A 25,676-nucleotide genomic window follows, 5' to 3' on the forward strand; every position below is an offset into this window, starting at 1 on the left:
TCATGGATTTCACCGGATTAATCAGAGGAAGCCTGGCCCTTCAGGGCCGGGAGGAAGCTGATTCTGTACTGCGCGATGGCGGGTAGCGGGGTCGCTTTCTTGTGTGGGTTCGGGTCGTTTTGGTTGGTGATGTACTCGGCGATGATGGCGAGTGGGGCTCCGCCTGCGGAGGCGGCGAAGTAGGACGGTGACCAGAAGTGATTGCTCCACAGGTATTTCCGGATGTGGTCGGGGAACTCTTGGCGCAGGTATCGAGCGGAGGCGCCCTCGAGGCTATTGACCAGGGTGGAGAGTTGCACGGTGGGTGGGTAGTGGATCAATAGGTGGACGTGGTCGGTTTCTCCGGTGAACGCGGTCAACGTTGCGCCGAACTTGTCACACACCTCTGCCATGATCTACCCGCATCGGGCCAGCATCGGGTCGGTGAACGGAAAGGCGCAGGGTGTGAAGCGGATCGTCGTCGTCAAGCTGGCTCCCACCCCGGAGCAGTATGTGGCGCTGACATCGACACTGGAGTTGTGCAATGCGGGGGCGAACATGGTTGCGCAGCTCGCGCACACCGCCGCCGATCGGCGCCCGTTCGCGCTGCAAAAGCGGGTCTATGCCCAGCTCAAAGCGTGCGGGTTGTCGGCGCAACCGGCGATCCGGGTCATCAAGAAAGTCGCGGATGCGTACGCGACCCGGACAGCGAACCTGCGTAACGGCAATTACGGCACGCCGGGATCGACACGGTATGCGAAGGTGGCGGGTAAGGCGATCGTGTTCCGTCAGGACGCGGGCCAACCGTTCGACGATCGGTGCTTGTCGTGGCAGATCGATCGATCGACGGTGTCGATCTGGACGAGCGCGGGCCGGATGCGCGACGTCGGATTCGTGTGCGCGCCGTGGCAGCTGACAATGCTCGCCGACCGCACAGGCGAGTCGGATCTGATTTTCCGCGACGGATCTTTCTACCTGCACGCAACCGTCGACACCGACGCACCGCAGCAGCTGGTCCCCGCCGACGACCCCACCGGCTGGCTGGGCGTGGACTTGGGGATCGTGAACCTGGCTGTGACCACCGCAGACGACCCGGCCGAACTCGACGTCCGGTGGTCCGGTGGTGCGGTCACCGCCCGCCGGAAAAAGAACGGAACCATCCGGTCCGCGCTGCAGAAGGTGGGGACCAAGTCCGCGAAACGGAAACTGAAGAAACGGCGTAGGAAGGAGACTCGGTACGCCACCGACATCAATCACCAACTCTCGAAAACGATTGTTGCCCAGGCACAACGCACCGGTCAAGGAATCGCGGTAGAAGACCTGTCGGGAATCCGGGACCGGGTACGGCTCGCACGCAGACAACGGCAACAATTGCACTCCTGGGCATACGCGCAACTGCGCGACCAGATCACCTATAAGGCGCACGCCGCAGGGGTGCCGGTGCAGGTGATCAACCCTCGCAATACCAGTAAGACGTGCCACCTCTGCGGGTACTGCGACACCGCGAATAGGCACAGTCAAGCACTCTTCCGGTGCCGCGGCTGCGGATGGACCGGCCACGCGGACCATAACGCCGCCGCCAACATTGCCGCACTCGGACACGACAACTACCGGGCCGCCCAATCAACCGTGCCTAAAGCAGCCACCCCTCTCACAGCCAGTGAGAACGTGAGCAGCAAACCCGCGTCCTTCAGGACCGGGTAGTTGATGATCGTCTGCCTCGGTCTCGGCATCCAGATGCTCGACGAGGGCATCAGCCCGACGGACGAGGACCTCGCGGAGGTCCGCAACGGTTCCGCGCGCTGGGCCCGCGAGGGTTTCCCGCTGAAACTCGTGCTCCGCATCCTCCACGAAGGCATCCGCGAGGCCGGCGACCTCGTCGCCTCGAACGCCCGCGACGAAGACCTGCCCGAACTCCTGGCCATCCAGAAGGTGATGTTCACCCTCCTCGAATGCGTGACGGTCGCCGCGACGACCAGCTATGTGGAGGAACTCGAAGCGGTCAACAGTGAACGCCGACGGCGCCGCAGTCAATCTCGTCACGGCGCTGCTCAGCGGCAGGAAGGCGGCGACCGCGGCACGGCACGCGGGTGTGGAGTTGGCCGACGAGTACGTGGTGCTGGGGCTGTCGATTCCGTCGCATCCCACCGAGGCCGTGACCCACCGGCGCAAGGCCGTCGTCGCCCGGCAGAAGCTGCACCGGTTGCAGATCGAACTGGCGGACGCCGCGGGTGGGGCGGCCCTCTGTTCGCTGAGCCCGGACGGCGGAACGCTGCTGCTGCCGGGTTCGCCGGAGCGGGCGTGGATGGTCTCCCTGCTCGACCGCATCGGCGCGGCCGCCGGGGTTCCCCTCACCGCCACGGCGACCCGGGTCCGGACCGACGGTATCCCGGCGGCGGCGGACCAGGTCCACGAACTCCTCGGCCTGGCCCATCAGCTGGGCCTGGAGCCGGGCCTCTACGAGATGGACGATCTGGCGCTCGAATACCAGCTCACCCGGCCCGGGCCGGGTAGGACCCACCTGGCCCGGCTCCTCGAACCGCTGCAGGGCTCGCCCGAACTGATCGAGACGCTCGAGGTGCACATCGGCCACGATCTGAATCGGCAGCGCACCGCGAAGCAGATGCACCTGCACACCAACACGGTGGACTACCGGCTCAAACGGGTGGCGCAGCTGATGGGCTGCGATCCGACCCGGCCGTCCGGACTACGGCGGATCCAGGCCGCGCTCGTGGCACGCCGGCTCGAGGTCGAGCAACCCGATCGCTGACAGGTCCGCTCGCGCCGCTGGACGGAAATTCCTGTCACCAGCACAAAGTTCTTCCGAGCGCCGTTCGCTACGATGTGGGCCGGATCATATTCGGTCCGATGCGACGGTGGTCGTCTCGTGACCGAACCGTTAGAGGGGGCAGGCGATGGCCGGAGGGCGTCATTCGAGCGCGGGGCCGGAGCGGGAGGGGCGCTCACCCGCGTTCTACGCGGTGTGCGCTGCCGCCGTCATCGGGCTCGTGGCCTCCGTCGTGGTCGTCGTTCAGGCGGTGCGCTCCTGGGCGGACGAGTGCGACCAGGTCACCGACTACACCCTCGCCGCCGACCCGAGCATCGCTCCTGCCCTCGACACCATCCTCGGCGAAGCGAAGAGCACCGACCTGGGGTGCGCGAACATCGCCGTCGGCGCCGCGACATCCGGCGACATCGCGGGACGGCTCGGCAAGGGAACTGACGCCCCCGACCTCTGGATCCCTGACAGTGGGGCATGGGTGGGCAAGGCGGCACTCACCGCGGCCGGGCCGGTCGAGGTCATGACGGGGTCGGTCGCGTCCTCGCCCGTCGTGCTGGCCTCCCGCGAGGAGGACGCACCCACGTCACCGACGTGGCTCGCGGCCCTGCAGATCAAGGACATCCAGCTGGGCAACCCCCTCGTGACGGGGGTCGCGCAGGCGCCGATCAACGCGGCACTCGCCGAGGGCCAAGCCGATCCCGTGTCCGCGGGGACGGTGCGGGCGGCGCTGGTCCCGCTCGCGCAGGAGGAAAGTGCGCGCACCGCGGACGAACCCGTCGGCGAGGAGATGCTGCAGGGCGTCGTCGACAACGGCGGAGTCGCCGTCGCCACCGAACAGTCCGTGCTCGAATTCACCGACGGTGACGGCGCGCGCACGCTCGCCGCGACGGTTCCCCCGACGGGCAGCAACTTCATGAACTTCCCGCTCGTCGTCACGTCGCCCGCCCCGGACCGGCACTACAAGGCCACCCAGGTGGCCCGTGCCGTCGCCGCGGTCCTCGGCGGAGAGGAGGCCCGCGCGGTGCTCGCCGAGCACGGATTCCGCGGACCGGACGGGAGCCCACCGGCCGACGGCCGCGGCGTCGGCCGGGTCACCAAGCTCGCGCTCGACGACGAGTCGCCGCTGCAGGACGCCCTGGGCGGATGGGCGCTGATGGCGCTGCCGATCCGCACGCTCGTCGCGATCGACGTGTCGGGGTCGATGGAGACCCCGGCGGGCAACCGGTCGCGCATGGACCTCACGGTCGATGCCGCCCTCGCAGGCAACGCGATGTTCCCGGACAGCGTGTCCGCGGGGCTGTGGGCGTTCTCGCAGGGGCTGGGCGGCGGACCTCAGGACTATCAGGAGCTGGTCCCGATCCGCCGCTACGACACCGTCGTCGACGGACTCACGCAGCGTGCGCTGATGGCCCAGCAGGCGGGAAAGGTCGAGGGGCTGATCGGCGGCGGCACCGGCCTGTACGACACGACGCTCGCCGCGTTCCGGACGGTGCAGGACAGTTACGACCCGCGCGCGGTGAACAGCGTGATCATCCTGACCGACGGCGCCAACGAGGACCCGGACTCCATCACGAAGGAACAGCTGCTCGGCATCCTGGAGCGTGAGATGGACCCGGCCCGGCCCGTCATCATCGTGACCATCGGCATCACCGACGACGCCGACGCGGCCACGCTCGCCGAGATCTCGCGGGTGACCGGAGGGTCGAGCTACGTCGCGAAGGATCCCGCCGACATCGCCAACGTGTTCGTCAACGCGTTGGCCGCCCGCGGCCGCAGCTAGGGGAATTCCGTTCCGGCACAGCGTGTGCCGACAAAAAGACGCTTCGGTTCGGCGGCCGGGTTCCACGTGTGGCGAGCGGGGCGGATTTTCCGGCCGGTACCCCTAGCCATCCACCTGCCGGTAGTGCTTGGGTGGAAGTGAGTGGGATCTCATTCGAGGAGCACATCATGGCCAAGCCGTTCAGAGGTGTCGTCAATCTCGATATTCGTGACTCTGTCCCGGACTGGGGACCGTACGAGCAACCGAAGGCCCCGCCAGGCTCACCGAACGTGCTGTACATCGTCCTCGACGACGTCGGGTTCGGCGCCCTGGGCTGTTACGGCGGGCCGGTCGAGACGCCGAACATCGACAAGATCGCCGCCAACGGGCTGCGCTACGGTCAGTGGCACACCACGGCCCTGTGCTCCCCGACCCGGTCCTGCCTGCTGACCGGCCGCAATCACACCACCAACGGGATGGCCTGTATCAGTGAGGCCGCGGTCGGTTTTCCTGGCGGCAACGGACACATCCCGCCGGAGTGCGCGACCCTCGCCGAGGTCCTGGTCGAGCAGGGGTTCAGCACGGCGATGGTCGGTAAGTGGCATCTGTGCGCCGAGGACGAGATGAACCTCGCCTCCACCAAGCGCAATTGGCCCGTCGGCCGCGGTTTCGAACGCTTCTACGGCTTCCTCGGGGCGGAGACCAACCAGTGGTATCCCGATCTGGTCCACGACAACCACCCCGTGCAGCAACCGGCCACCCCGGAGGAGGGCTACCACTTCAGCGTCGACATCACTGACAAGGCCATCCAATACCTCGACGACGTCAAGGCGATCGCCCCCGACCGACCGGTGTTCCTGTACTATGCGCCCGGCTGCGCGCACGCACCACACCAGGTGCCCCAGGAGTGGGCCGACCGCTACCGGGGCCGGTTCGACGAAGGCTACGAGGCCTTGCGCGAGCAGACCCTGGCCCGGCAGAAGGAAATGGGCCTGGTTCCCCAGAACACCGAACTGCCCCCGCTGAACCCGATCGGGACCCCCGACACGCGCACCGGACCCGACGGGCAACCGTTCCCGCCGCTCGACTTCACCCGACCCTGGGACACCCTCTCCGCCGACGAGAAACGGCTCTTCGCCCGAATGGCCGAGGTGTACGCGGGGTTCCTGTCTCACTGCGACGACCAGATCGGGCGCCTGATGGGCTACCTCGAGGAGATCGAACAGCTCGACAACACCATTGTCATGCTGGTCTCCGACAACGGCGCCAGCGGTGAGGGCGGCCCCAACGGTTCGGTCAACGAGAACAAGGTCGCCAACAGTGTGCCGGACGATCTGGCCGAGAACATGAAGATGCTCGACGAGCTCGGCAGCACCAGAACCTACAACCACTACCCGAACGGGTGGGCGATGGGCTTCAACGCCCCGTTCAAGATGTGGAAGAGGTATTCGTTCAACGGCGGCACCTGCGACCCGTGCATCATCTCGTGGCCCGCCGGGGTCGCCGCCCGTGGCGAGACCCGCGACCAATACCACCATGCCATCGATCTCGTCCCGACCGTGCTGGACTGCATGGGGATCGAACTGCCCGACACCGTGAAGGGTTACACCCAGCACCCGCTGCAGGGCGTGAGCATGCGGTACAGCTTCGATGCGGCCACCATTCCGACGGCGAAGCACACCCAGTTCTACTCGATGCTCGGCACCCGAGGCATCTGGCACGACGGTTGGAAGGCCGTGAGCACCCATCCGGCGATCAGTGGCTGGGGCCGGTTCCCCGAGGACTCGTGGGAGCTCTACCACACCGATGTGGACCGCGCCGAACTGCACGACGTCGCCGCCGACGAGCCCGGGCGGCTCGCCGAGCTGATCGGCCTGTGGTTCCACGAGGCCGGCGCCAACCAGGCGCTGCCCCTCGACGACCGCTCGGCGGTCGAGATCTTCACCACCCCCCGCCCCCAGCTCGCGGCGCCGCGCAACCGCTACGTCTACCGGGCGGGCGGTGCCGAGGTGCCCGAGTCGGTGGCGGTCAACATCCGAAACCGCTCCTACTCGATCGGCGCGCTGGTCGATCTCCGCGAACCCGGGGCGTCCGGTGTGCTGTTCGCACACGGCAGCCGCTTCGGTGGGCACGCCCTGTACGTCAAGGACAACCGCCTGCATTACGTCTACAACTTCCTCGGCAGCGAGGAACAGCGGATCAGCGCCACCGAGGATTTGCCGACCGGCGAGAACCTGCTCCTGGCCGCCTCGTTCGAAAAGGACGGTGAGGATCCGCCCGGCACCGCCCACGGGGTGCTGACCCTGTACTACGGGGACCGCCAGGTCGGCGAGGGCAGGATCCGAACTCAGCCCGGCAAGTTCAGCATCGCCGGCGAGGGCCTCAGCGCCGGCCGCGACACCGGGGAACCCGTCACCGACGACTATCCCGGCACCGCGCCGTGGGCGTTCACCGGCGGCACCCTGAACCGGGTGGCAGTCGACGTCAGCGGTGAACCCTACGTCGACCTCGAACGCGAAGCAGCCGCCATGCTCTCGCGCGAGTGAGAGCATGGCGCCTCGACGGAGTCACCACTCCCTGACCAGGTCGGATGACTCCTTTTCCCGGCAGGCGGATCGGCGCACGCTCGGCTGTTGTGGCGGTGAAGAAGCAAAACTCGAGGGCGCAGCGGCGTAAAATTTCCGGGACGGAGCGCTGTCGCCACCGGGCGAAATCCCTACCGCCGTTCGGGAGGGCACATCATGGTCGCGATGAACTCATTTCGGGTTTCGTCCGCCCAGGAGGCGCTCTGGCTGGCGCAGAGGTTGGCGCCTAGCCTCTCGAACAATATTGCAGCGTATCTCGATATTTCCGGCGACATCGACCCTCCGGTGATGGAAGCCGCGCTGCGGCGAGTGGCGGAAGAGGCCCGTTCGGTACTGGTGAATTTCGTCGAGGACCGGGACGGCCCACGCCAGGTCGCGCGGGATTCGAACTCGTGGAAACCGTTCTTCGTCGATGTCAGTGCTGCGGCAGACCCCGAATCGGCGGCGAAAGCGTCGATGGCAGAGGTCTGCGCCGTGCCCTTCGATCTGGAACATGATGCGCTGTATCGAGCAGGCTTGATCAAGGTTCACGGCGCGCGATTCTTCCTGTGCGCCGTCTGCCACCACATCGTGATGGACGGGTTCGGCGTCGCGATTCTCGCGCGTCGAATCGGTGCAATCTACACAGCGCTGAAAGCCGGAAGACCGATCCCTGAATCCGGATTCGGCGGACCGGGACTGATTGTCGACGAAGATGCCCGCTACCGGCAGTCCGATCGATTCGCCCGCGACAAGGAGTTCTGGCGAAACTACACCGCTGCCTTGCCCGAACCACTGCGACTGCCACGGCATCCGAGTTCGCCGGATCCCGTGACTGTGCATCACAGCCTGACGGTGTCGGAGGATGTTACCGCGCAATTGCTCACGGCGGCAGAATCGATCGGGACACCGATGCCGGGCTTCCTGGCGGCAGCGGTAGCCGGACTCTTCCACCGGCTGTCGGGTACGTCGGAATTCATGATGCGATTGGCCGTCGCCAATCGGGTCGGTGCCGCCCGGCGAACCCCGGGGCTGGTATCGAATTGGGTGCCCTTCCGGGTGGAGATCCCCCCGCGGTCGCTTTTCGCCGCAGTCGCACACGACGTGGGTACCGCGATTCGTTCCGTTTTGCGTCATTCCCGTTACCAGGGTTCTGATATAAGACGAGACAGAGGATTGTCCGGATCCATGGAGAATCGGTTCGGACCGATTCTGAATATCATCCCGTTCTTCGATTCGATCGACTTTGCCGGCAACCCGGCATCCATGCGCGGCGTGTCATTCGGCCCCGTGGACGACCTTTCGATTTCGATCTACTACGGCGGTTGCAACAGTGCAGGCATGCACATCGAGATCGACGCGAATGGCGCGCTGTACAGCAGTGAGGACGTCAGGCTCTATGCGGATCTGCTGATGGCTTTCGTTCGTGCGGTCGTCGCCGATCCGGCAGGCCGGACAGAGCAATACGACTTCCTCCGACCCACCGAACGCGAACTGGTACTGCGGACCTGGAACGACACGACGGTACCGGTTCCCCAGGCCACCCTTCCCGGCCTGGTCGAACAGCGGGCCGCCGCGACACCCGACGCGGTGGCGCTGACTCTCGGCGATCGGCACTGGACCTATCGAGACGTCAATGACCGGGCGAATCGGTTGGCGCGGTATCTCATCGCGTGCGGTGTGGGCCCCGAATCCATCGTTGCCGTCGCGATGCCACGTTCGTCCGAACTGATCGTCGCACTCCTTGCGACTCTCAAGGCTGGTGGCGGATATCTTCCGATCGATCCGAACTATCCCAGCGCGCGAACCGCTTTCATTCTCGCCGATGCCGCACCCCTCCTGGTCCTGACCGACACTGCGACCGTCGAATCGTTGCCGGACAACGACATTCCTTGTCTCGTGTCGGACCCGGACGACGCCGGCACCGAGGGAATCTCAGCGGTGACCAACCTTGCCGACGATGAGCGGATCGCCCCGCTGAGACCCTCCAACACCGCGTACGTCATGTATACATCCGGTTCGACCGGCACCCCGAAAGGGGTTGTCATCACCCACCGCAACGTGGTGTCGTTGTTTGCCGGGACCGATCGGTGGTGCGGTTTCGGTGATGGGGATGTCTGGGCCTGGTGTCATTCACAGGCCTTCGACTTCTCGGTGTGGGAGTTGTGGGGGGCATTGGTGCACGGCGGGCGAATCGTGATCGTGCCCTGGGACGTGGTGCGCTCGCCCGCCGAGTTGTGGAATCTGGTGCGGCGGGAGCAGGTGACGATCCTCAATCAGACCCCCTCCGCGTTCTACGAGTTCGCAGACGCCGAACGCAGGGACCATTCCCCCGGGTCCGTTTCGGTTCTGCGAATGGTGGTATTCGGGGGAGAGGCATTGGACCCGGGCCGGCTACGCGACTGGCTCCCGGGCGAACGTCCGAACACTCCAGCTCTGGTGAACATGTACGGAATCACCGAAACCACGGTGCATGTGAGCTATCTGGAGTTGACCGCAGGCGTCGGCGACGGCGGTCGTAGCCCGATCGGGACTCCTATCGGCAACGCGCGGATTTATGTGTTGGGTCCGGGACTGGTGCCGGTGCCGATTGGAGCGGCGGGGGAGTTGTACGTCGCCGGGTTCGGGGTCGGCCGAGGATATGTGGGAAGGCCGGGGTTGACGGCGGAACGGTTCGTCGCGTGCCCGTTCGGCGAACCCGGTTCGCGGATGTATCGGTCCGGCGACGTGGTGCGGTGGACGTCCGACGGCGTGCTCGATTTCGTCGGACGGGTGGACGAGCAGGTACAGGTGCGGGGATTCCGGGTCGAACCGGGGGAGGTCGAGACGGCACTGATGTCGCATCCTGCGGTGGCGCAGGCGGCGGTGATCGCCCGGGAACCCGCTGCCGGAACCGATGCGCAGCTGGTGGGGTATGTCGTGCTCGACAGGGGTGTCGCGCTCGTCCGTGACAGGGAGCGGGAAGCAGAGCTGGTTTCGCAGTGGCGGCGGGTGTACGACGACCTGTATTCCGCGGACGCGTCCGATGCCGGCGAGCCGCTCGAACAGGCAGCGTTCGGAGAGGATTTCGGGGGGTGGAACAGCAGCTACACCGGGAAGCCCATCGCCCTCGAGCAGATGCGGGAATGGCGCGCGGCGGCCGTCGCACGGATTCGTGAGCTCGGGCCGGCTCGGGTGCTGGAGATCGGAGTCGGAACAGGGCTGTTGCTGTCGCAGTTGGCGCCGCACTGCGAAGAGTATTGGGGCACCGACTTTTCCGCTACCACGATCGACGATCTGCGATCACAGTTGGCGGATCGGCAGGACCCGTGGGTCGAGCGGGTGCACTTGAGGGTCCAGGCCGCCGACGACCTCGGGGGTGTGCCGCTCGGCGTCTTCGACACAGTGGTGTTGAATTCGGTCGTACAGTACTTCCCGAACGCGGGGTACCTGATCGACGTGATCGACACTGCAGTGCAATTGCTGCGCCCCGGGGGCGTGCTGTTCCTCGGTGACGTGCGGAATCTTGCGTTGCTCCGGGAATTCGCGACAGGCGTGCAGATCGCCAACGCACATGCCGACACAACCGCCATGGTGCTGCGCGATCGGGTCCGCCGGAGCATTGCCGCCGAGCAGGAGTTGCTGCTCGCGCCGGAGTTCTTCACAGCGTTGCCGAAGCTGATCCCCGACATCGGCGCGGTCGACATTCAACTCGAGCGCGTCCGGGCAGTCAACGAATTGAGCTGTTACAGATACGAAGTCGTTCTGCGCAAGAATCCCGTGAATGCCCGGTCGCTCGCTGATGTGCCGTCGACGTCGTGGCAGCGAATCGGCGATCCGACCGCGCTGCGGAAGTTTCTGACGGGCCGCCGTGCGGACTGTGTGCGGGTGATCGGCGTACCGCACAGGGGGCTGGCGCCCGATGTCGAGGCCATGCATGCTCTCGACGTTGCCGCCGACCGCGATCACGTTCCCACCCGGCGTGACGCGGACAGCCGGACGAACGCGATGTTGCCGCAGGACTGTCACGACTTGGGTGAGGACCTGGGGTTCGCGGTGTCGGTGACCTGGTCACCGGCGCCGGGCCTGATGGATGTGATATTCACCGACATCAGGACCCGGGCGCACGAAAACGCGCACGCATCCGTCGCGGTGTCCGATGTCTACCTGCCCGGGGAACCACTCGGTGACATGACCGAATACGTCAACGACCCCGGTGCAAGCAGACTGCCGTCCGAGGTTCGTCGTTTCGTGGCCGGGCTGCTGCCGGAGTTCATGGTGCCCGCGGCGGTGGTGGTGGTGGATCGGTTGCCGCTGACGGTGAACGGCAAGCTCGACCGAAAAGCGTTGCCCGCGCCGGACTTCGTGGGCGGCGTGTTCCGGGCCCCGCGGTCACGGGTGGAGGAGACGCTGGCGTCGCTCTACGGTGACGTGCTCGGTCTTCCACGGGTGGGGATCGACGACAGCTTCTTCGACTTGGGTGGGCATTCTCTGTCCGCGACGCGGCTGGTGGGGTTGATCCGCAACGCGCTCGGGGTGGAGGTGCCGATCCGGGTGGTGTTCGAATCTCCGTCGGTCGCGGAGTTGGCGCCCCGACTGGGCGACGCCGCGGTGGCGAGGGTGCCGTTGCTCCCGCGGGTGCGGCCGGAGCGGGTGCCGTTGTCGTTCGCGCAGGCCCGGTTGTGGTTCCTTCACAAATTCGAGGGGCCGTCGGCGACGTACAACATTCCGGTGGCGGTGCGGTTGACCGGTGCTCTTGACGTGGGGGCGTTGGTGGCGGGGTTGGGGGATGTGGTGGCTCGGCACGAGAGCCTGCGGACGGTGTTCGGTGAGGACGGAGGGGTGCCGTTCCAGCGGATCCTGCCCGCGGAGGCGGCCCCGGTTCCGGTGCACGCGGAGAAGATCGATCAGGCCGGGGCGGGGGAGGCGATTGCGGAGGCTGCGGGGCATCGGTTCGATCTATCCGGCGAGATTCCCATCCGCGCAACGTTGTTGGAGTCCGGTTCCCGAGAGCACATCCTGGTGTTGGTGCTGCACCACATCGCCGGGGACGGAGGCTCGTTGGCACCGCTGGCCCGTGACGTGGCCGTCGCGTATGCGGCCCGCGCGGCCGGGGAGGCGCCGGGGTGGGCGCCGTTGCCGGTGCAGTATGCCGATTACACGCTGTGGCAGCGGGAGATCCTGGGTGAGGAGTCGGATCCGGGCAGTGTGCTGGCCGCGCAGGTCGGGTATTGGCGGGCCGAGTTGGCGGGGTTGCCGGAGTGCATCGAGTTGCCGACTGATCGTCGACGTCCGGCCGAACCGAGTTACCGGGGCGGGACCGTGGAGTTCGCGATCGAACCGGAACATGCTTCAGCAGTTACGGAACTTGCCCGCAGATGTGGGGCGACACGATCGATGGTGCTGCAATCCGTGCTCGCCGTGCTGCTCCACCGGCTCGGCGCGGGAGAGGATATCGCGATCGGCGGGCCGATCGCGGGCCGTACCGACGAGGCGTTGTCCGGGTTGGTGGGGTTTTCGTCAACACGTGGGTGTTGCGGGTGGATGTGTCGGGGAATCCGCGGTTCGATCAGGTGCTCGATCGGGTGCGCGGGAAGGCGTTGGCGGCGTATGAGAATCAGGATGCGCCGTTCGAGCGGTTGGTGGAGGTGCTGAATCCGGTCCGCTCGACGGCGTATCATCCGTTGTTTCAGGTGTCGTTTGCGATGCAGGACAACGTGTTTCCCGAGGTCGCGTTCCCCGGGCTGGAGTGGTCCACTGTGCCGGCGCCGACGGGGACGTCGCGTTTCGATCTGTCCGTCACCGTCGCCCCCGACGGCCACCAGGGTCTGGCCGGAGTCATCGAGTATGCGAGTGACCTGTTCGACCGGGCAACGGTGGAGGCCATCGCGGCCCGGTACGTGCGGTTGCTCGACAGGATCGTCGCGGACCCGCAGGCGCGGATCGAGGGGTACGAGATCCTCGAGCCCGACGAGCGCGAGCGGGTACTCCAGCGCTGGAACGACACGAGCGTTCCGATACCGGACTCGACGATCCCAGGCCTGTTCGGTCAGCAGGTCGCCGCAACTCCCGATGCGGTGGCGGTCACGTTCGGTGACGAGAACTGGACCTACCGGGAGCTGAGCAATCGAGCGAACCGGCTGGCACACCGCCTGATCGCCGCGGGTGTCGGACCGGAAACGCTGGTCGCGGTCGCACTGGAGCGATCACCCGAGTTGATCATCGCGCTTCTGGCCATCCTCGAGGCAGGCGGTGCATACCTCCCCATCGACCCCCGCTATCCGAGTGCACGGACCGAGTTCATCCTGCGCGACGCTGCGCCGATCCTGATCCTGACCGACACCGCGACCGTAAGCATGCTGCCAGACAACGGCATCCCCGCACTGCTGCTCGAGACGTGTTCGGAACAGGGCGGACACTGGGAGGACACCGCCGGCAACGGCCGCACCACACCGCTGCGGCCGGACAATACCGCGTACGTGATGTACACCTCCGGATCAACCGGCACCCCGAAAGGGGTGACGATCAGCCATCACAATGTCGTCAACTGCATGGTGCAGGTGGCCTCGAGTCTCGGTGTGCCAGGGCTGGCCCGGGTGCTGGCAAGTACATCGGTGAGTTTCGACGTGTCCGTGTTGGAGATTTTCGCCGCGTTGTGCGCCGGCGGGAGTATCGACGTGGTCCGTGACGTTCTCGTGCTCGGCGAGCACCGCACCTGGAGCGGGAGTGTGATCAGCACGGTCCCGTCGGTGTTCGCGGAGGTACTCGACCAGATCGAGAACACGGTGAGCGCGGAAACGGTGGTGTTCATCGGTGAGCAGTTGTCCGGTCGATTGCTCGGTGCCGTTCGTGCCGCGATTCCTGGAGTCCGGGTGGTCAATGGGTACGGTCCGACCGAGACCACCGTCTACGTGACCAGCCGGGTTATGGAGCAGTCGGACGCGTGTGCCGGCGAATCGGTGCCGATCGGTGTGCCGGTACGGAATTCGCGGGTGTTCGTGTTGGGTGCGGGGCTTCGGCTGGTTCCGGTGGGTGTGGTGGGGGAGTTGTATATCGCCGGGGTGCAGTTGGCGCGTGGGTATTTGGGTCGGCCGGGTTTGACGGCGGAGCGGTTCGTGGCGTGTCCGTTCGGTGTGCCTGGTGCGCGGATGTATCGGTCGGGGGATCTGGTGCGGTGGGCGGTTGGTGGTGTGCTCGAGTTCGTGGGGCGTGCTGATGAGCAGGTGAAGGTGCGGGGGTTCCGGGTGGAGCCGGGGAGGTCGAGGCGGTGCTGCTGTCGCATCCTGCTGTTTCGCAGGCTGTGGTGATTGGTAGTGAGTCTCCGGCGGCTGTTGGGGCGGGGTGTCGGTTGGTGGGGTACGTGGTTCTCGAGTCCGCCGGCACGGTGACGGGTGTGGGGTTGCGTGAGTTCGTGGCCGGGCGGCTGCCGGAGTTCATGGTTCCGGCGGTGGTGATGGTGGTGGATCGGTTGCCGTTGACGGCGAATGGGAAGTTGGATCGGAGGGCGTTGCCGGCGCCGGAGTTCGTTGGTGGGGTGTTTCGTGGGCCGCGGTCGCCGGTGGAGGAGACGTTGGTGGCGTTGTTCGCGGAGGTGCTGGGTGTTCCGCGGGTGGGGATCGATGACGGTTTTTTCGATCTGGGTGGGCATTCGTTGTCGGTGACGCGGTTGGTGAGCCGGATTCGGTCGGTGTTGGGGGTGGAGGTTGCGGTTCGGGTGGTGTTCGAGTGTCCGTCGGTGGCGGAGTTGGCGCCCCGACTGGGCGACGCCGCGGTGGCGAGGGTGCCGTTGCTCCCGCGGGTGCGGTCGGAGCGGGTGCCGTTGTCGTTCGCGCAGGCCCGGTTGTGGTTCCTTCACAAATTCGAGGGGCCGTCGGCGACGTACAACATTCCGGTGGCGGTGCGGTTGACCGGTGCTCTTGATGTGGGGGCGTTGGTGGCGGGGTTGGGGGATGTGGTGGCTCGGCACGAGAGCCTGCGGACGGTGTTCGGTGAGGATGGCGGTGTGCCGTTCCAGCGGATCCTGCCGGTTGAGCAGGTCCCGGCGGCAGTGCAGACAATCGAGGTCGGTGCCGAAGAGATACCCGTGGCGGTGACCACGGCGGCAGCGTATCCCTTCGACGTCGAACACGAGATTCCGATCCGGGCAACGTTGTTGGTGTCCGGACCCCAGGAGCACATCCTGGTGTTGGTGCTGCACCATATCGCGGGGGACGGGGGCTCGTTGGCACCGCTGGCCCGTGACGTGGCCGTCGCATACGAGGCCCGCGCGGCGGGGCAGGCGCCGGGGTGGGTGCCGTTGCCGGTGCAGTACGCCGATTACACGCTGTGGCAGCGGGAGATCCTGGGTGAGGAGTCGGATCCGGGCAGTGTGCTGGCCGCGCAGGTCGGGTATTGGCGGGCCGAGTTGGCGGGGTTGCCGGAGTGCATCGAGTTGCCGACTGATCGTCGACGTCCGGCCGAGCCGAGTTACCGGGGCGGCACGGTGGGGTTCACGGTCGACTCGGATTTGGGTTCGCGGGTAGCCGAGTTGGCCCGCGGGTCGGGGGCGACATCGTCGATGGTGTTGCAGGCGGTGTTGGTGGTGTTGCTCCGCAGACTTGGTGCCGGGTGCGATGTGGCGGTCGGTGGGCCGATCGCGGGTCGTACCGACGAGGTGTTGTCCGGGTTGGTGGGGTTTTTCGTGAACATGTGGGTGTTGCGGGTGGATGTGTCGGGGAATCCGCGGTTCGATGAGGTGCTCGATCGGGTGCGGGGGAAGGCGTTGGCGGCGTATGAGAATCAGGATGCGCCGTTCGAGCGGTTGGTGGAGGTGTTGAATCCGGTTCGTTCGACGGCGTATCATCCGTTGTTTCAGGTGTCGTTTGCGATGCAGGACAATGTGTTTCCCGAGGTCGCGTTCCCCGGGGTGGAGTGGTCCACTGTGCCGGTGTCGACGGGGACGTCGCGTTTCGATCTGTCGTTCAGTCTCGCCCCCACCGAACAGCAGGGTCTGGCGGGGGTCATCGAGTATGCGAGTGATTTGTTCGACCGGGTGACGGTGGAGGCCGTCGCGGCCCGGTATGTGCGGTTGCTCGACAGGATTGTCGCGGATCCGCAGGGGCGGATCGAGGGGTACGAGATCCTGGATCCGCACGAACGCGAGTTGGTACTGCGGACCTGGAACGACACCGCAGCGCCCTTCGCGGAGACCACTGTCGTGGAACTGTTCGAGCGGCAAGTGGCGGCGACACCCGGCGCCGCCGCGGTGACCTTCTCCGACCGGAGCTGGACTTATCGAGAAATCAACACACGGGCGAACCGGCTGGCGCACTTCCTGATCAGTGCCGGGGTCGGCCCGGAAACCTTGGTGGCCGTGGCGCTGGAGCGCTCGGTCGAGTTGGTCGTCGCGTTGTTGGCGGTGCTCAAGGCCGGTGGCGGCTACCTTCCCATAGACCCGAACTATGCCGGTGCTCGCGCCGGGACAATTCTCGCCGACGCAGCCCCGCGGCTGATCCTGTCCGACACTGCCACCGTGGCCACGCTGCCCGACCATGACATAGGGCAGGTGCTACTCGATGCAGATCTGGACCTCGACACTGCAGTCGAAGTCGGGGGTCACGCCGATCGCGATCCCGTCGACAGCGATCGGATCAGTCCGTTGGGCCCCGGTCACGTGGCGTATGTGATGTACACCTCGGGGTCGACAGGTATTCCGAAGGGTGTCACCGTGAGCCACCGAAGTGTCGTGTCGTTGTTGGCCGCCACCGCCGACCGCGTGGGGTTGGACGATACGGATGTGTCGGTGTGGTGCCACTCGGAGGCGTTCGACTTCTCGGTGTGGGAGTTGTGGGGTGCGTTGGTACACGGGGGCCGCGTGGTGGTGGCGCCGTGGGACGTGGCGGCATCGCCGAACCGTTTGTGGGAGTTGCTGATCAGGGACAAGGTCACTGTTCTCGGCCAGACGCCGTCGGCGTTCTACGGTTTCGAGGAGGTCGAGCACGTGGACCCAGCGGTGGGGGCCGGTTCGGTGCTGAGGACGGTCGTGCTCGGCGGAGAGGTGCTGGATCTCGCCAGGCTGCAGGGCTGGAATCTGGGCGAGGATCCGCTCCACCCACAGGTGAGGACGCTCAACGGGTACGGTCCGACGGAGACGACGGTCTTCGCCGCAATGTACTCGCTACCTGAATCCCAGGGTGGTCGTGATCGCGTAAGTGTGCCGATCGGCGACCCAGTGGGCGGTATGCGGGTGTTCGTGTTGGGTGCGGGGCTTGGGCCGGTTCCGGTGGGTGTGGTGGGGGAGTTGTATATCGCCGGGGTGCAGTTGGCGCGTGGGTATTTGGGTCGGCCGGGTTTGACGGCGGAGCGGTTCGTGGCGTGTCCGTTCGGTGTGCCTGGTGCGCGGATGTATCGGTCGGGGGATCTGGTGCGGTGGGCGGTTGGTGGTGTGCTCGAGTTCGTGGGGCGTGCTGATGAGCAGGTGAAGGTGCGGGGGTTCCGGGTGGAGCCGGGGGAGGTCGAGGCGGTGCTGCTGTCGCATCCTGCTGTTTCGCAGGCTGTGGTGATTGGTAGTGAGTCTCCGGCGGCTGTTGGGGCGGGGTGTCGGTTGGTGGGGTACGTGGTTCTCGAGTCCGCCGGCACGGTGACGGGTGTGGGGTTGCGTGAGTTCGTGGCCGGGCGGCTGCCGGAGTTCATGGTTCCGGCGGTGGTGATGGTGGTGGATCGGTTGCCGTTGACGGCGAATGGGAAGTTGGATCGGAGGGCGTTGCCGGCGCCGGAGTTCGTTGGTGGGGTGTTTCGTGGGCCGCGGTCGCCGGTGGAGGAGACGTTGGTGGCGTTGTTCGCGGAGGTGCTGGGTGTTCCGCGGGTGGGGATCGATGACGGTTTTTTCGATCTGGGTGGGCATTCGTTGTCGGTGACGCGGTTGGTGAGCCGGATTCGGTCGGTGTTGGGGGTGGAGGTTGCGGTTCGGGTGGTGTTCGAGTGTCCGTCGGTCGCGGAGTTGGCGCCGCGTCTGAGGGAGGGGCCGGTTCGGGTGCCGTTGCTCCCGCGGGTGCGGCCGGGGCGGGTGCCGTTGTCGTTCGCGCAGGCCCGGTTGTGGTTCCTTCACAAATTCGAGGGACCGTCGGCGACGTACAACATTCCGGTGGCGGTGCGGTTGACCGGTGCTCTTGATGTGGGGGCGTTGGTGGCGGGGTTGGGGGATGTGGTGGCTCGGCACGAGAGCCTGCGGACGGTGTTCGGTGAGGATGGCGGTGTGCCGTTCCAGCGGATCCTGTCGGCTGAGCAGGTCGACGCGGAACTGCCGGTTGAGGTGGTCGACGCCGGGGACGGCACTGCGATGGATGTGGTCGGGGAGGCGGCGGGCCATCGATTCGACCTGTCGGTGGAGATCCCTGTGCGTGCAACGCTTGTGCGATGCGGCGAGAACCAGCACATCCTGGTGTTGGTGCTGCACCATATCGCGGGGGATGGGGGCTCGTTGGCGCCGCTGGCCCGGGATGTGGCGGTCGCATATGCGGCGCGTACCGGGGGCGAGATGCCGGGATGGGTGCCGTTGCCGGTGCAGTATGCCGATTACACGCTGTGGCAGCGGGAAATTCTGGGGAGCGAGGACGATCCGGGCAGTGTGTTCTCCACCCAGGTCGAGTATTGGAAGACTGAGCTGGCGGGGTTGCCGGAGTGTATCGAGCTGCCGACCGATCGTCGGAGGCCGGCGGCGCCGACTTACCGGGGCGGGACCGTGGAGTTCGCGATCGAACCGGAACGTGCTTCGGCAGTCACGGATCTTGCCCGCAGATGTGGGGCGACACGATCGATGGTGCTGCAATCCGTGCTCGCGGTGCTGCTCCACCGGCTCGGCGCGGGAGAGGATATCGCGATCGGTGGGCCGATCGCGGGCCGTACCGACGAGGCGTTGTCCGGGTTGGTGGGGTTCTTCGTGAACACGTGGGTGTTGCGGGTGGATGTGTCGGGGAATCCGCGGTTCGATCAGGTCCTCGACCGGGTGCGGGTAAAGGCTCTAGGTGCGTACGAGAATCAGGATGCGCCGTTCGAGCGGTTGGTGGAGTTGCTGAATCCGGTTCGCTCGACGGCCTATCATCCGTTGTTTCAGGTGTTGTTTGCGATGCAGGACAACGCGTTTCCCGATGTGGCGTTCCCCGGGTTGGAATGGACCACATTGCCGGCGCCGACGGGGACGTCGCGTTTCGATCTGTCGTTCACCGTCGCCCCCACCGAACGGCAGGGTCTGGCCGGAGTCATCGAGTACGCGAGTGACCTGTTCGACCGGGCGACGGTGGAGGGTATCGCGGCCCGGTACGTGCGGTTGCTGGAGCTGATCGTCGCGGATCCGCGCGGGCGGATCGAGGGGTACGAGATCCTCGAGCCGGACGAACGCACACTCGTACTGGAGAGCTGGAACGACACGCGCGCATCGATACCGGACTCGACGATCCCAGTCCTGTTCGGTCAGCAGGTCGCCGCGACTCCGGACGCGGTGGCCGTGACGTTCGGTGACGAGAATTGGACCTACCGGGAGCTGAGCAGTCGAGCGAACCGGCTGGCGCACCTTTTGATCGGTGCGGGTGTCGGACCGGAAGTGCTGGTGGCGGTCGCGCTGGAGCGGTCACCCGAGTTGATCATCGCGTTGCTCGCGGTCCTCGAGGCCGGCGGTGCATACCTCCCGATCGACCCGCAGTATCCGAGTGCGCGGACCGCGTTCGTCCTCGCCGACGCCGCTCCACTGCTGATCCTCACGGATACCCCCATCTCGAAAACACTGCCGGACAATGACATACCCCGGATACTCCTCGACGTCATCTCGGACGGGGACGGGCACGCAGAGGGATTCAGCCTCGACGACCGTGATCGCACCACACCACTGCGACCGGGCAACACCGCGTACGTGATGTACACCTCCGGATCGACGGGGACCCCGAAAGGGGTCGCCATCGACCACTCCAATGTCATCAACCTGGCGTTGCACGGATGGCCGGACGGACCCGGTGAGCGTGTGTTGTTGCATTCGTCGATGGCGTTCGATGCGTCCGCGTACGAGTTGTGGCCGACGCTGCTCGGCGGAGGCCGGGTGGTTGTCGCTCCGCCCGGGCCACTGGACATCGGGGTGCTCGAGCGGGTCGTCGGCGCGGCTGGTGTGACGTCGATGTTTTTGACGACCCCGCTGTTTCACCTGTTGAGTGATTCGGCGGACCATGCGATGGGAGCACTCGACCAGGCACGGCAGGTGGTCACCGCGGGCGATGTGTTGTCGCCGAGCGCTGTTCGACGCGTCCTCGCTCGCCATCCGCGGATCACGGTGGTCAATGCGTACGGGCCGACGGAAACCACCGTGTGTGCCACCGCGTACTCGATATCGGGGTCGAAGGGCTTCGACGACCGGGTCAGAGTGCCGATCGGAGTGCCGATCGGTAATGCCCGCGCGCTCGTCCTGGGAACAGGGATGGTGCCCGTCCCGGTGGGTGTCGTCGGGGAGTTGTATATCGCCGGATCAGGGGTGGGACGCGGGTACATCGGTCGGCGGGGGTTGACGGCGGAACGGTTCGTGGCGTGTCCGTTCGGCGAACCCGGCTCACGGATGTACCGCTCGGGTGATTTGGTGCGGTGGACGACCGACGGTGTCCTGGACTTCGTCGGCCGCGCAGACGAGCAGGTGAAGATCCGCGGAATCCGCGTCGAACCCGGAGAGATCGACACCGTGCTGGTCTCGCACCCCGCGGTGGGATCGGTGGTGACGGTGGACCGGGTAGGTCCGTCGGCGCAGAAGGTGCTGGTGTCATATGTGGTGCCGGCGCCCGGGGCCGAGGTGGACGTCGAGGCGTTGCGGCAGTTGGCGGCGGGTCGTGTACCGGACTACATGGTGCCGTCGGCGATCGTCGTCGTCGACCGGATCCCTCTCACACCGGTCGGCAAGTTCGACCGCGGCGCACTCCCCGATCCTGATCTCGCATCCGGCACTCCGTATCGGGCTCCACGATCCATTGCCGAGCAGACATTGGCGGCGGTGCTGGCCGACGTTCTGGGGGTCGATCGGGTGGGTGTCGACGACGACTTCTTCCGGCTCGGCGGGGACAGCATCATGTCGACCCAGGTGGTGTCGCGGGCGCGGGCCCGAGGTGTGCTGGTGTCGGCTCGAGACGTATTCGAGCGACGGACCGTCGCCGGGCTGGCCTCTGTCGCGAATCCGCTGAGGGATGAAGACTCTGTCATTTTCGAAGACGTGCCGTTACCGAGTCCGACTCCGGAACAGTTGTCCGCCGTCGAGGCGCGGTATCCCCAGGCCGTGGAAGTGTGGCCGCTCGCACCGCTGCAGACAGGTTTGGTCTTTCACGCGATGTTGGCGTCGGAATCGACGGATGTGTATGCGGTACAGACGGTGCTGGGTCTGTCCGGGCGGGTGGATGCCGACCGTGTGAAGGCCGCGGCGCAGGCGATACTCGATCGCTACGCGAATCTGCGGGTCGCGTTCCTCACCGACCAAGCCGAGCCGGTGCAGGTGGTGCTCGAGGGCCTCGAGGTCCCGTGGTGGGAAGCCGACGTCAGTGGTGTCGATGCTGGGGAGCGAGACGACGAACTCGCACGCCTTCTGTCGGACGATGCGGCGGCCGGATTCGACCTGTCGGAACCACCGCTCCTGCGCTTCGGGTTGGTCACGATGGGCGACGGAGACTTCCGGCTGGTCTTCTCGTACCACCACGTATTGCTCGACGGATGGTCCATGCCGTTGCTGATGCGGGAGATGCTGACCGTCTACGGCGCCGGCGGCGACGGAGCCGTGCTGGAACCCGTGGTCTCGTATCGCCGGTACCTCGGGTGGTTCGCGACTCGGGATCGGCAGCGGTCGATTCAGGTGTGGGAGGAAGCGCTCGACGGTGCGGAGCCCGCTTTGCTCGCGACGGGTCGTCCGGAGTCGGCACGAGGATCGTCGGTGCTACGGCGTGAACTCGACGAGGGCTTGTGGTCGGGGATGCTGGAGCTGGCATCTCGATTGTCGGTGACGGTGAACACTGTCGTGCAGGTCGCGTGGGCGATCGTGCTGGGCATGCATACCGGACGCCGGGACGTGGTGTTCGGCGCGACGGTCTCGGGCAGGTCCGGACAGATTCCCGCCATCGAGTCGATGGTGGGCTTGTTCATCAACACGATCCCGGTGCGGGTCCGGGTGGATCCTCGGGAATCCATCGCCCGGTTGATGGCCCGGGTCCAGGCGGCGCAGGCGGAGTTGATCGAGCATCATGATGTTCCGTTGCCGGTGATCCAGCGGGTCACCGGCATGGGGGCGCTGTTCGACACCCTGACGGTGTTCGAGTCGTACCCGAACGATCGGCGGAGCCTGGACTCCCTTCTCGAGTCGATCGGCTCCCTCTCGATCACGTCCTTGGATTCGTATGGAGGAACGAACTATCCGTTGACCCTCGCGGTGGAAGCGGGTGAGCGGACATCCGTTTCACTGTGGCACGATCCGGGCCTGTTCGGCGACGACGAGGTGCAGGCGATCGCGGACAGGTTCCACCGGGCCCTGGAATCACTGGTGGCTGCGCCCGAGGCCGCGACGGGCGACATCGACCTTCTCGCCCCGGACGAACGGAACCTGCTGGTTCCCGTGCGTGGCGCGCCGGCGGAGGCGGTCCGGACACTGCCGCAGATCCTCGCTGCGGCAGTCGCACACGATCCGAGTGCGGTGGCGGTCGTGTGCGGGAACCGCTCACTCACATACCGGGAGTTGGACGACGAGTCGAGTCGCATCGCACGGATGCTGATATCACGCGGGGCCGCGCCGGAATCCGCGGTCGCCGTGGCCGTGCCGCGGTCGGTGGAGTCGGTCCTGGCGGTGTGGGCTGTGGCGAAGACGGGCGGGGCCTTCGTCCCGATGGATCCGTCGTATCCGGCGAGTCGGCTCGCGTACCTGATCACCGATTCCGCCGCGCGATTCGGAATCACGGTCGCCGAATGCGTCGGTACCCTGCCGAGAAACCTCGACTGGTGGGTGCTCGACGATCCGGAGGCGCGAGTCGAGTGGTCCACACGGTCCGCTGAATCGGTGACCGATGCCGACCGGATCACTCCATTGCGGGGCGACCATCCCGCGTACATGATCTACACGTCGGGGACGACGGGTGAGCCGAAGGCCGTCGTCGTACCGCATCGGGGACTGGGCAGTCTCGCGGCCGAGATGGCAGAGAGATTCGACGTCACGGCGGACGCACGCGTGCTGCAGGTGGCGTCGCCGAGTTTCGATGCCTCGGTGCTGGAGTATCTGCTGGCAACGGGTTCGGCAGCAACCATGGTGGTGGTCCCGGCGGGCGTGGTCGGTGGCGAGGACCTGGGCCGGATTCTCGAGAGTGCGGCGGTGACGCACGCGTTCCTCACCCCCACGATGCTGGCGACGGTACCGGTCGAGCGGATGTCGTCGGTGCGATGCCTGCTCACGGGTGCTGAGGCGGTGCCGGTATCGGTGGTGGAGTCGTTCGCTGCAGGACGGCGAATGCACGACCTCTACGGGCCGACCGAGGCGACGGTGGCGGTGGCGGCCTCGACGCCGTTACAACCGCGCGGTCCGGTGACTCTGGGCGGCCCGGTCCGGGGTACGTCCCTGGTGGTCCTGGACGCGTGGCTGCGCCCGTTGCCGGCGGGAGTCGCGGGGGAGTTGTATGCCGCGGGGGTCTCGCTGGCTCGGGGATATCACGATCGGAGAGGACTGACGGCGGAGCGATTCGTGGCGAATCCGTTCGGCGCGCCGGGCGAGCGGATGTATCGCACGGGCGATGTCGTGCGCTGGGTCGAAGGCGAGTCCGGTCCGGCGCTGGAGTATGTGGGGCGCAGTGATTTCCAGGTCACGGTGCGGGGCCGACGGATCGAGTTGGGCGAGATCGACGCTGCGCTTGCCGGGCAACCCGGGATCGGATCCGCGGTGACGGTCGATCGGAAGGGCCCGTCCGGGCAGACGATGCTGGTGTCGTACGTAGTCCCCGCACCGGGGGGCGAGGTGGACACCGATACCGTGCGGACGGTGGCGGCGGGGCGCCTGCCGGAGTACCTGGTGCCCTCCGCGATCGTGGTGCTCGAGAAGTTGCCGCTCACACCGGCAGGCAAGCTCGACCGCAGTGCGTTGCCGGAGCCGGAGTTCTCGTCGAGCAGGGCGTTCCGGTCGCCGCGGACCGAGACCGAGAAGATCCTCGCCCGGGTGTTCGCCGAGGTACTCGGGGTGGAGCGGGTCGGGATCGATGACGGATTCTTCGATCTGGGTGGCGACAGTATCCGGTCGATCCAATTGGTTTCGCGCGCGAAAGCCCTCGGTGTGCTACTCACGCCGCGGGATGTGTTCGAGCACAGAACTGTCGGCAGTCTGTCCGAGGCCGCAGTCCTGAATCGCGATTCGGATCACGTCGTGCTCGACGAGTTGCCCGGTGGCGGAGTGGGATCGATGCCGTTGACGCCGATCGGGCGGTTCCTCCTCGCCCGGGGTGGTGGGTTCCGCCGATTCGCGCAGACGATGGTTCTGGAATTGCCTGACGGTATCGATCGGGCCGGAGTGGTCGCCACCATCGGCGCTGTCGTGGTCCGTCACGACATGTTGCGGTCGCGTCTGGTGACCGATGGCGCCGGGGAGCAGAAACTTCGGGTCGACCCGCCGGATGCGGTCGACGTGGACCGCCTGATTCGACAGGTCGCCTGTGATGACGCACCGGGCGATCCGGGGTGGCTGCGGTTGGCATCGGCCGAGCTGGATGCGGCCCTGGGGCGGTTGGATCCGGCGGCGGGCGTGATGGTGCAGTTCGTGTGGCTGGACCGCGCGTCCGGTGACGGTGACGAGTTGGCGGATCGTCCGGGCAGGCTGCTGGTCGTGGCCCACCACCTGGTCATCGACGGCGTGTCGTGGCGAATCCTGATCCCGGACCTGGCGGCGGCATGGGCGAGGGTGTGTACCGGCGAACGCCCGGTACTGCCGGCGGGTGGGACGTCGATGCGGCGGTGGGCACACGGGCTGGTGGAGGAGGCGCTGCGGCCCGGGCGCGTGGCCGAGCTGCCGTTGTGGCAATCGATTCTGGAGGGCCCCGACCCGGTGCTGGGTTCGCGCAGGTGCGACCCCGTCCTCGATGTCGCCTCCACAGTGCAACACGTGCGGACGCACGTTCCCGCGGATGCGACCGCGTCGCTGCTCACCACGGTCCCCAAGGTTTTCCGTGCCGGGGCCGGCGATGGTCTACTGGCGGGGTTGGCGATGGCGTTGACCCGGTGGCGCCGCCGTCGTGGGGTGGTCGAACAGTCGTCGTTGATATCTCTGGAGAATCATGGTCGCGAGGAGCACGTCATCCCCGGGGCCGATCTGTCCCGCACCGTCGGCTGGTTCACGACAGTGTTCCCGATACGTCTCGACATCGCCGGCGCCGATCTCGACGAGGCGTTCGCCGGCGGTCCCGCTGCCGGCACCGTGATCAAAGCGGTCAAGGAACAGGTGATGGCACTGCCCGACCGTGGTATCGGCTACGGGCTGCTCCGGTATCTGAACGCGGACACCCGCACCGGAACTCCAGAAGTATCCGGGCGGACAGATCAGTTTCAACTATCTGGGGAGGATCTCGGCCGCGGACGTTCCCGCGGAATTGCGTGACCTCGG

6 protein-coding genes and 1 pseudogene are annotated in these 25,676 nt (G+C 66.5%); 6 read left to right on the plus strand and 1 reads right to left on the minus strand.

Translation table 11 applies throughout. The features are described 5' to 3' along the window. Window positions 1–17: 17 nt before the first annotated feature. Window positions 18–383 carry an IS200/IS605 family transposase gene (gene tnpA, locus I1A62_RS40080; RefSeq protein WP_219457780.1) on the minus strand — a complete coding sequence of 122 codons (366 nt, stop codon included), beginning with the start codon at window positions 381–383 and terminating at the stop codon, window positions 18–20. Window positions 384–444: 61 nt separating this feature from the next. Here tnpA and I1A62_RS40085 point away from each other — a divergent pair, with 61 nt between their 5' ends. The 6 genes and pseudogenes from I1A62_RS40085 (at window position 445) to I1A62_RS40115 (ending at window position 25,670) form a co-directional block, all read left to right on the plus strand. After that, window positions 445–1,683, plus strand: coding sequence for an RNA-guided endonuclease TnpB family protein (locus I1A62_RS40085; RefSeq protein ID WP_219461690.1), 1,239 nt, complete (start codon window positions 445–447; stop codon window positions 1,681–1,683). Between the two features lie 304 nt (window positions 1,684–1,987). After that, window positions 1,988–2,749, plus strand: a complete 762-nt coding sequence (locus I1A62_RS40090) for a CdaR family transcriptional regulator (RefSeq protein WP_257890665.1) — start codon at window positions 1,988–1,990, stop codon at window positions 2,747–2,749. A 145-nt stretch (window positions 2,750–2,894) separates the two neighbouring features. Continuing rightward, complete coding sequence (locus I1A62_RS40095) at window positions 2,895–4,541, plus strand: substrate-binding and VWA domain-containing protein (protein ID WP_219457781.1); 1,647 nt, start codon at window positions 2,895–2,897, stop codon at window positions 4,539–4,541. Window positions 4,542–4,708: 167 nt separating this feature from the next. Then, entirely contained in the window at window positions 4,709–7,066 is a 2,358-nt protein-coding gene (locus I1A62_RS40100) for an arylsulfatase (protein WP_219457782.1), read from the plus strand. 204 nt (window positions 7,067–7,270) lie between these two features. Then, window positions 7,271–14,370: pseudogene (locus I1A62_RS40105) on the plus strand (amino acid adenylation domain-containing protein). Then, entirely contained in the window at window positions 14,367–25,670 is an 11,304-nt protein-coding gene (locus I1A62_RS40115; RefSeq protein WP_257890995.1) for a non-ribosomal peptide synthetase, read from the plus strand. Before I1A62_RS40105 ends, I1A62_RS40115 begins: the two are co-directional and overlap by 4 nt. Window positions 25,671–25,676 lie beyond the last annotated feature (6 nt).

Source organism: Rhodococcus sp. USK10 (assembly GCF_019378875.1).
In the GTDB taxonomy this organism is placed as follows: Bacteria; Actinomycetota; Actinomycetes; order Mycobacteriales; family Mycobacteriaceae; genus Rhodococcus_F; species Rhodococcus_F pseudokoreensis.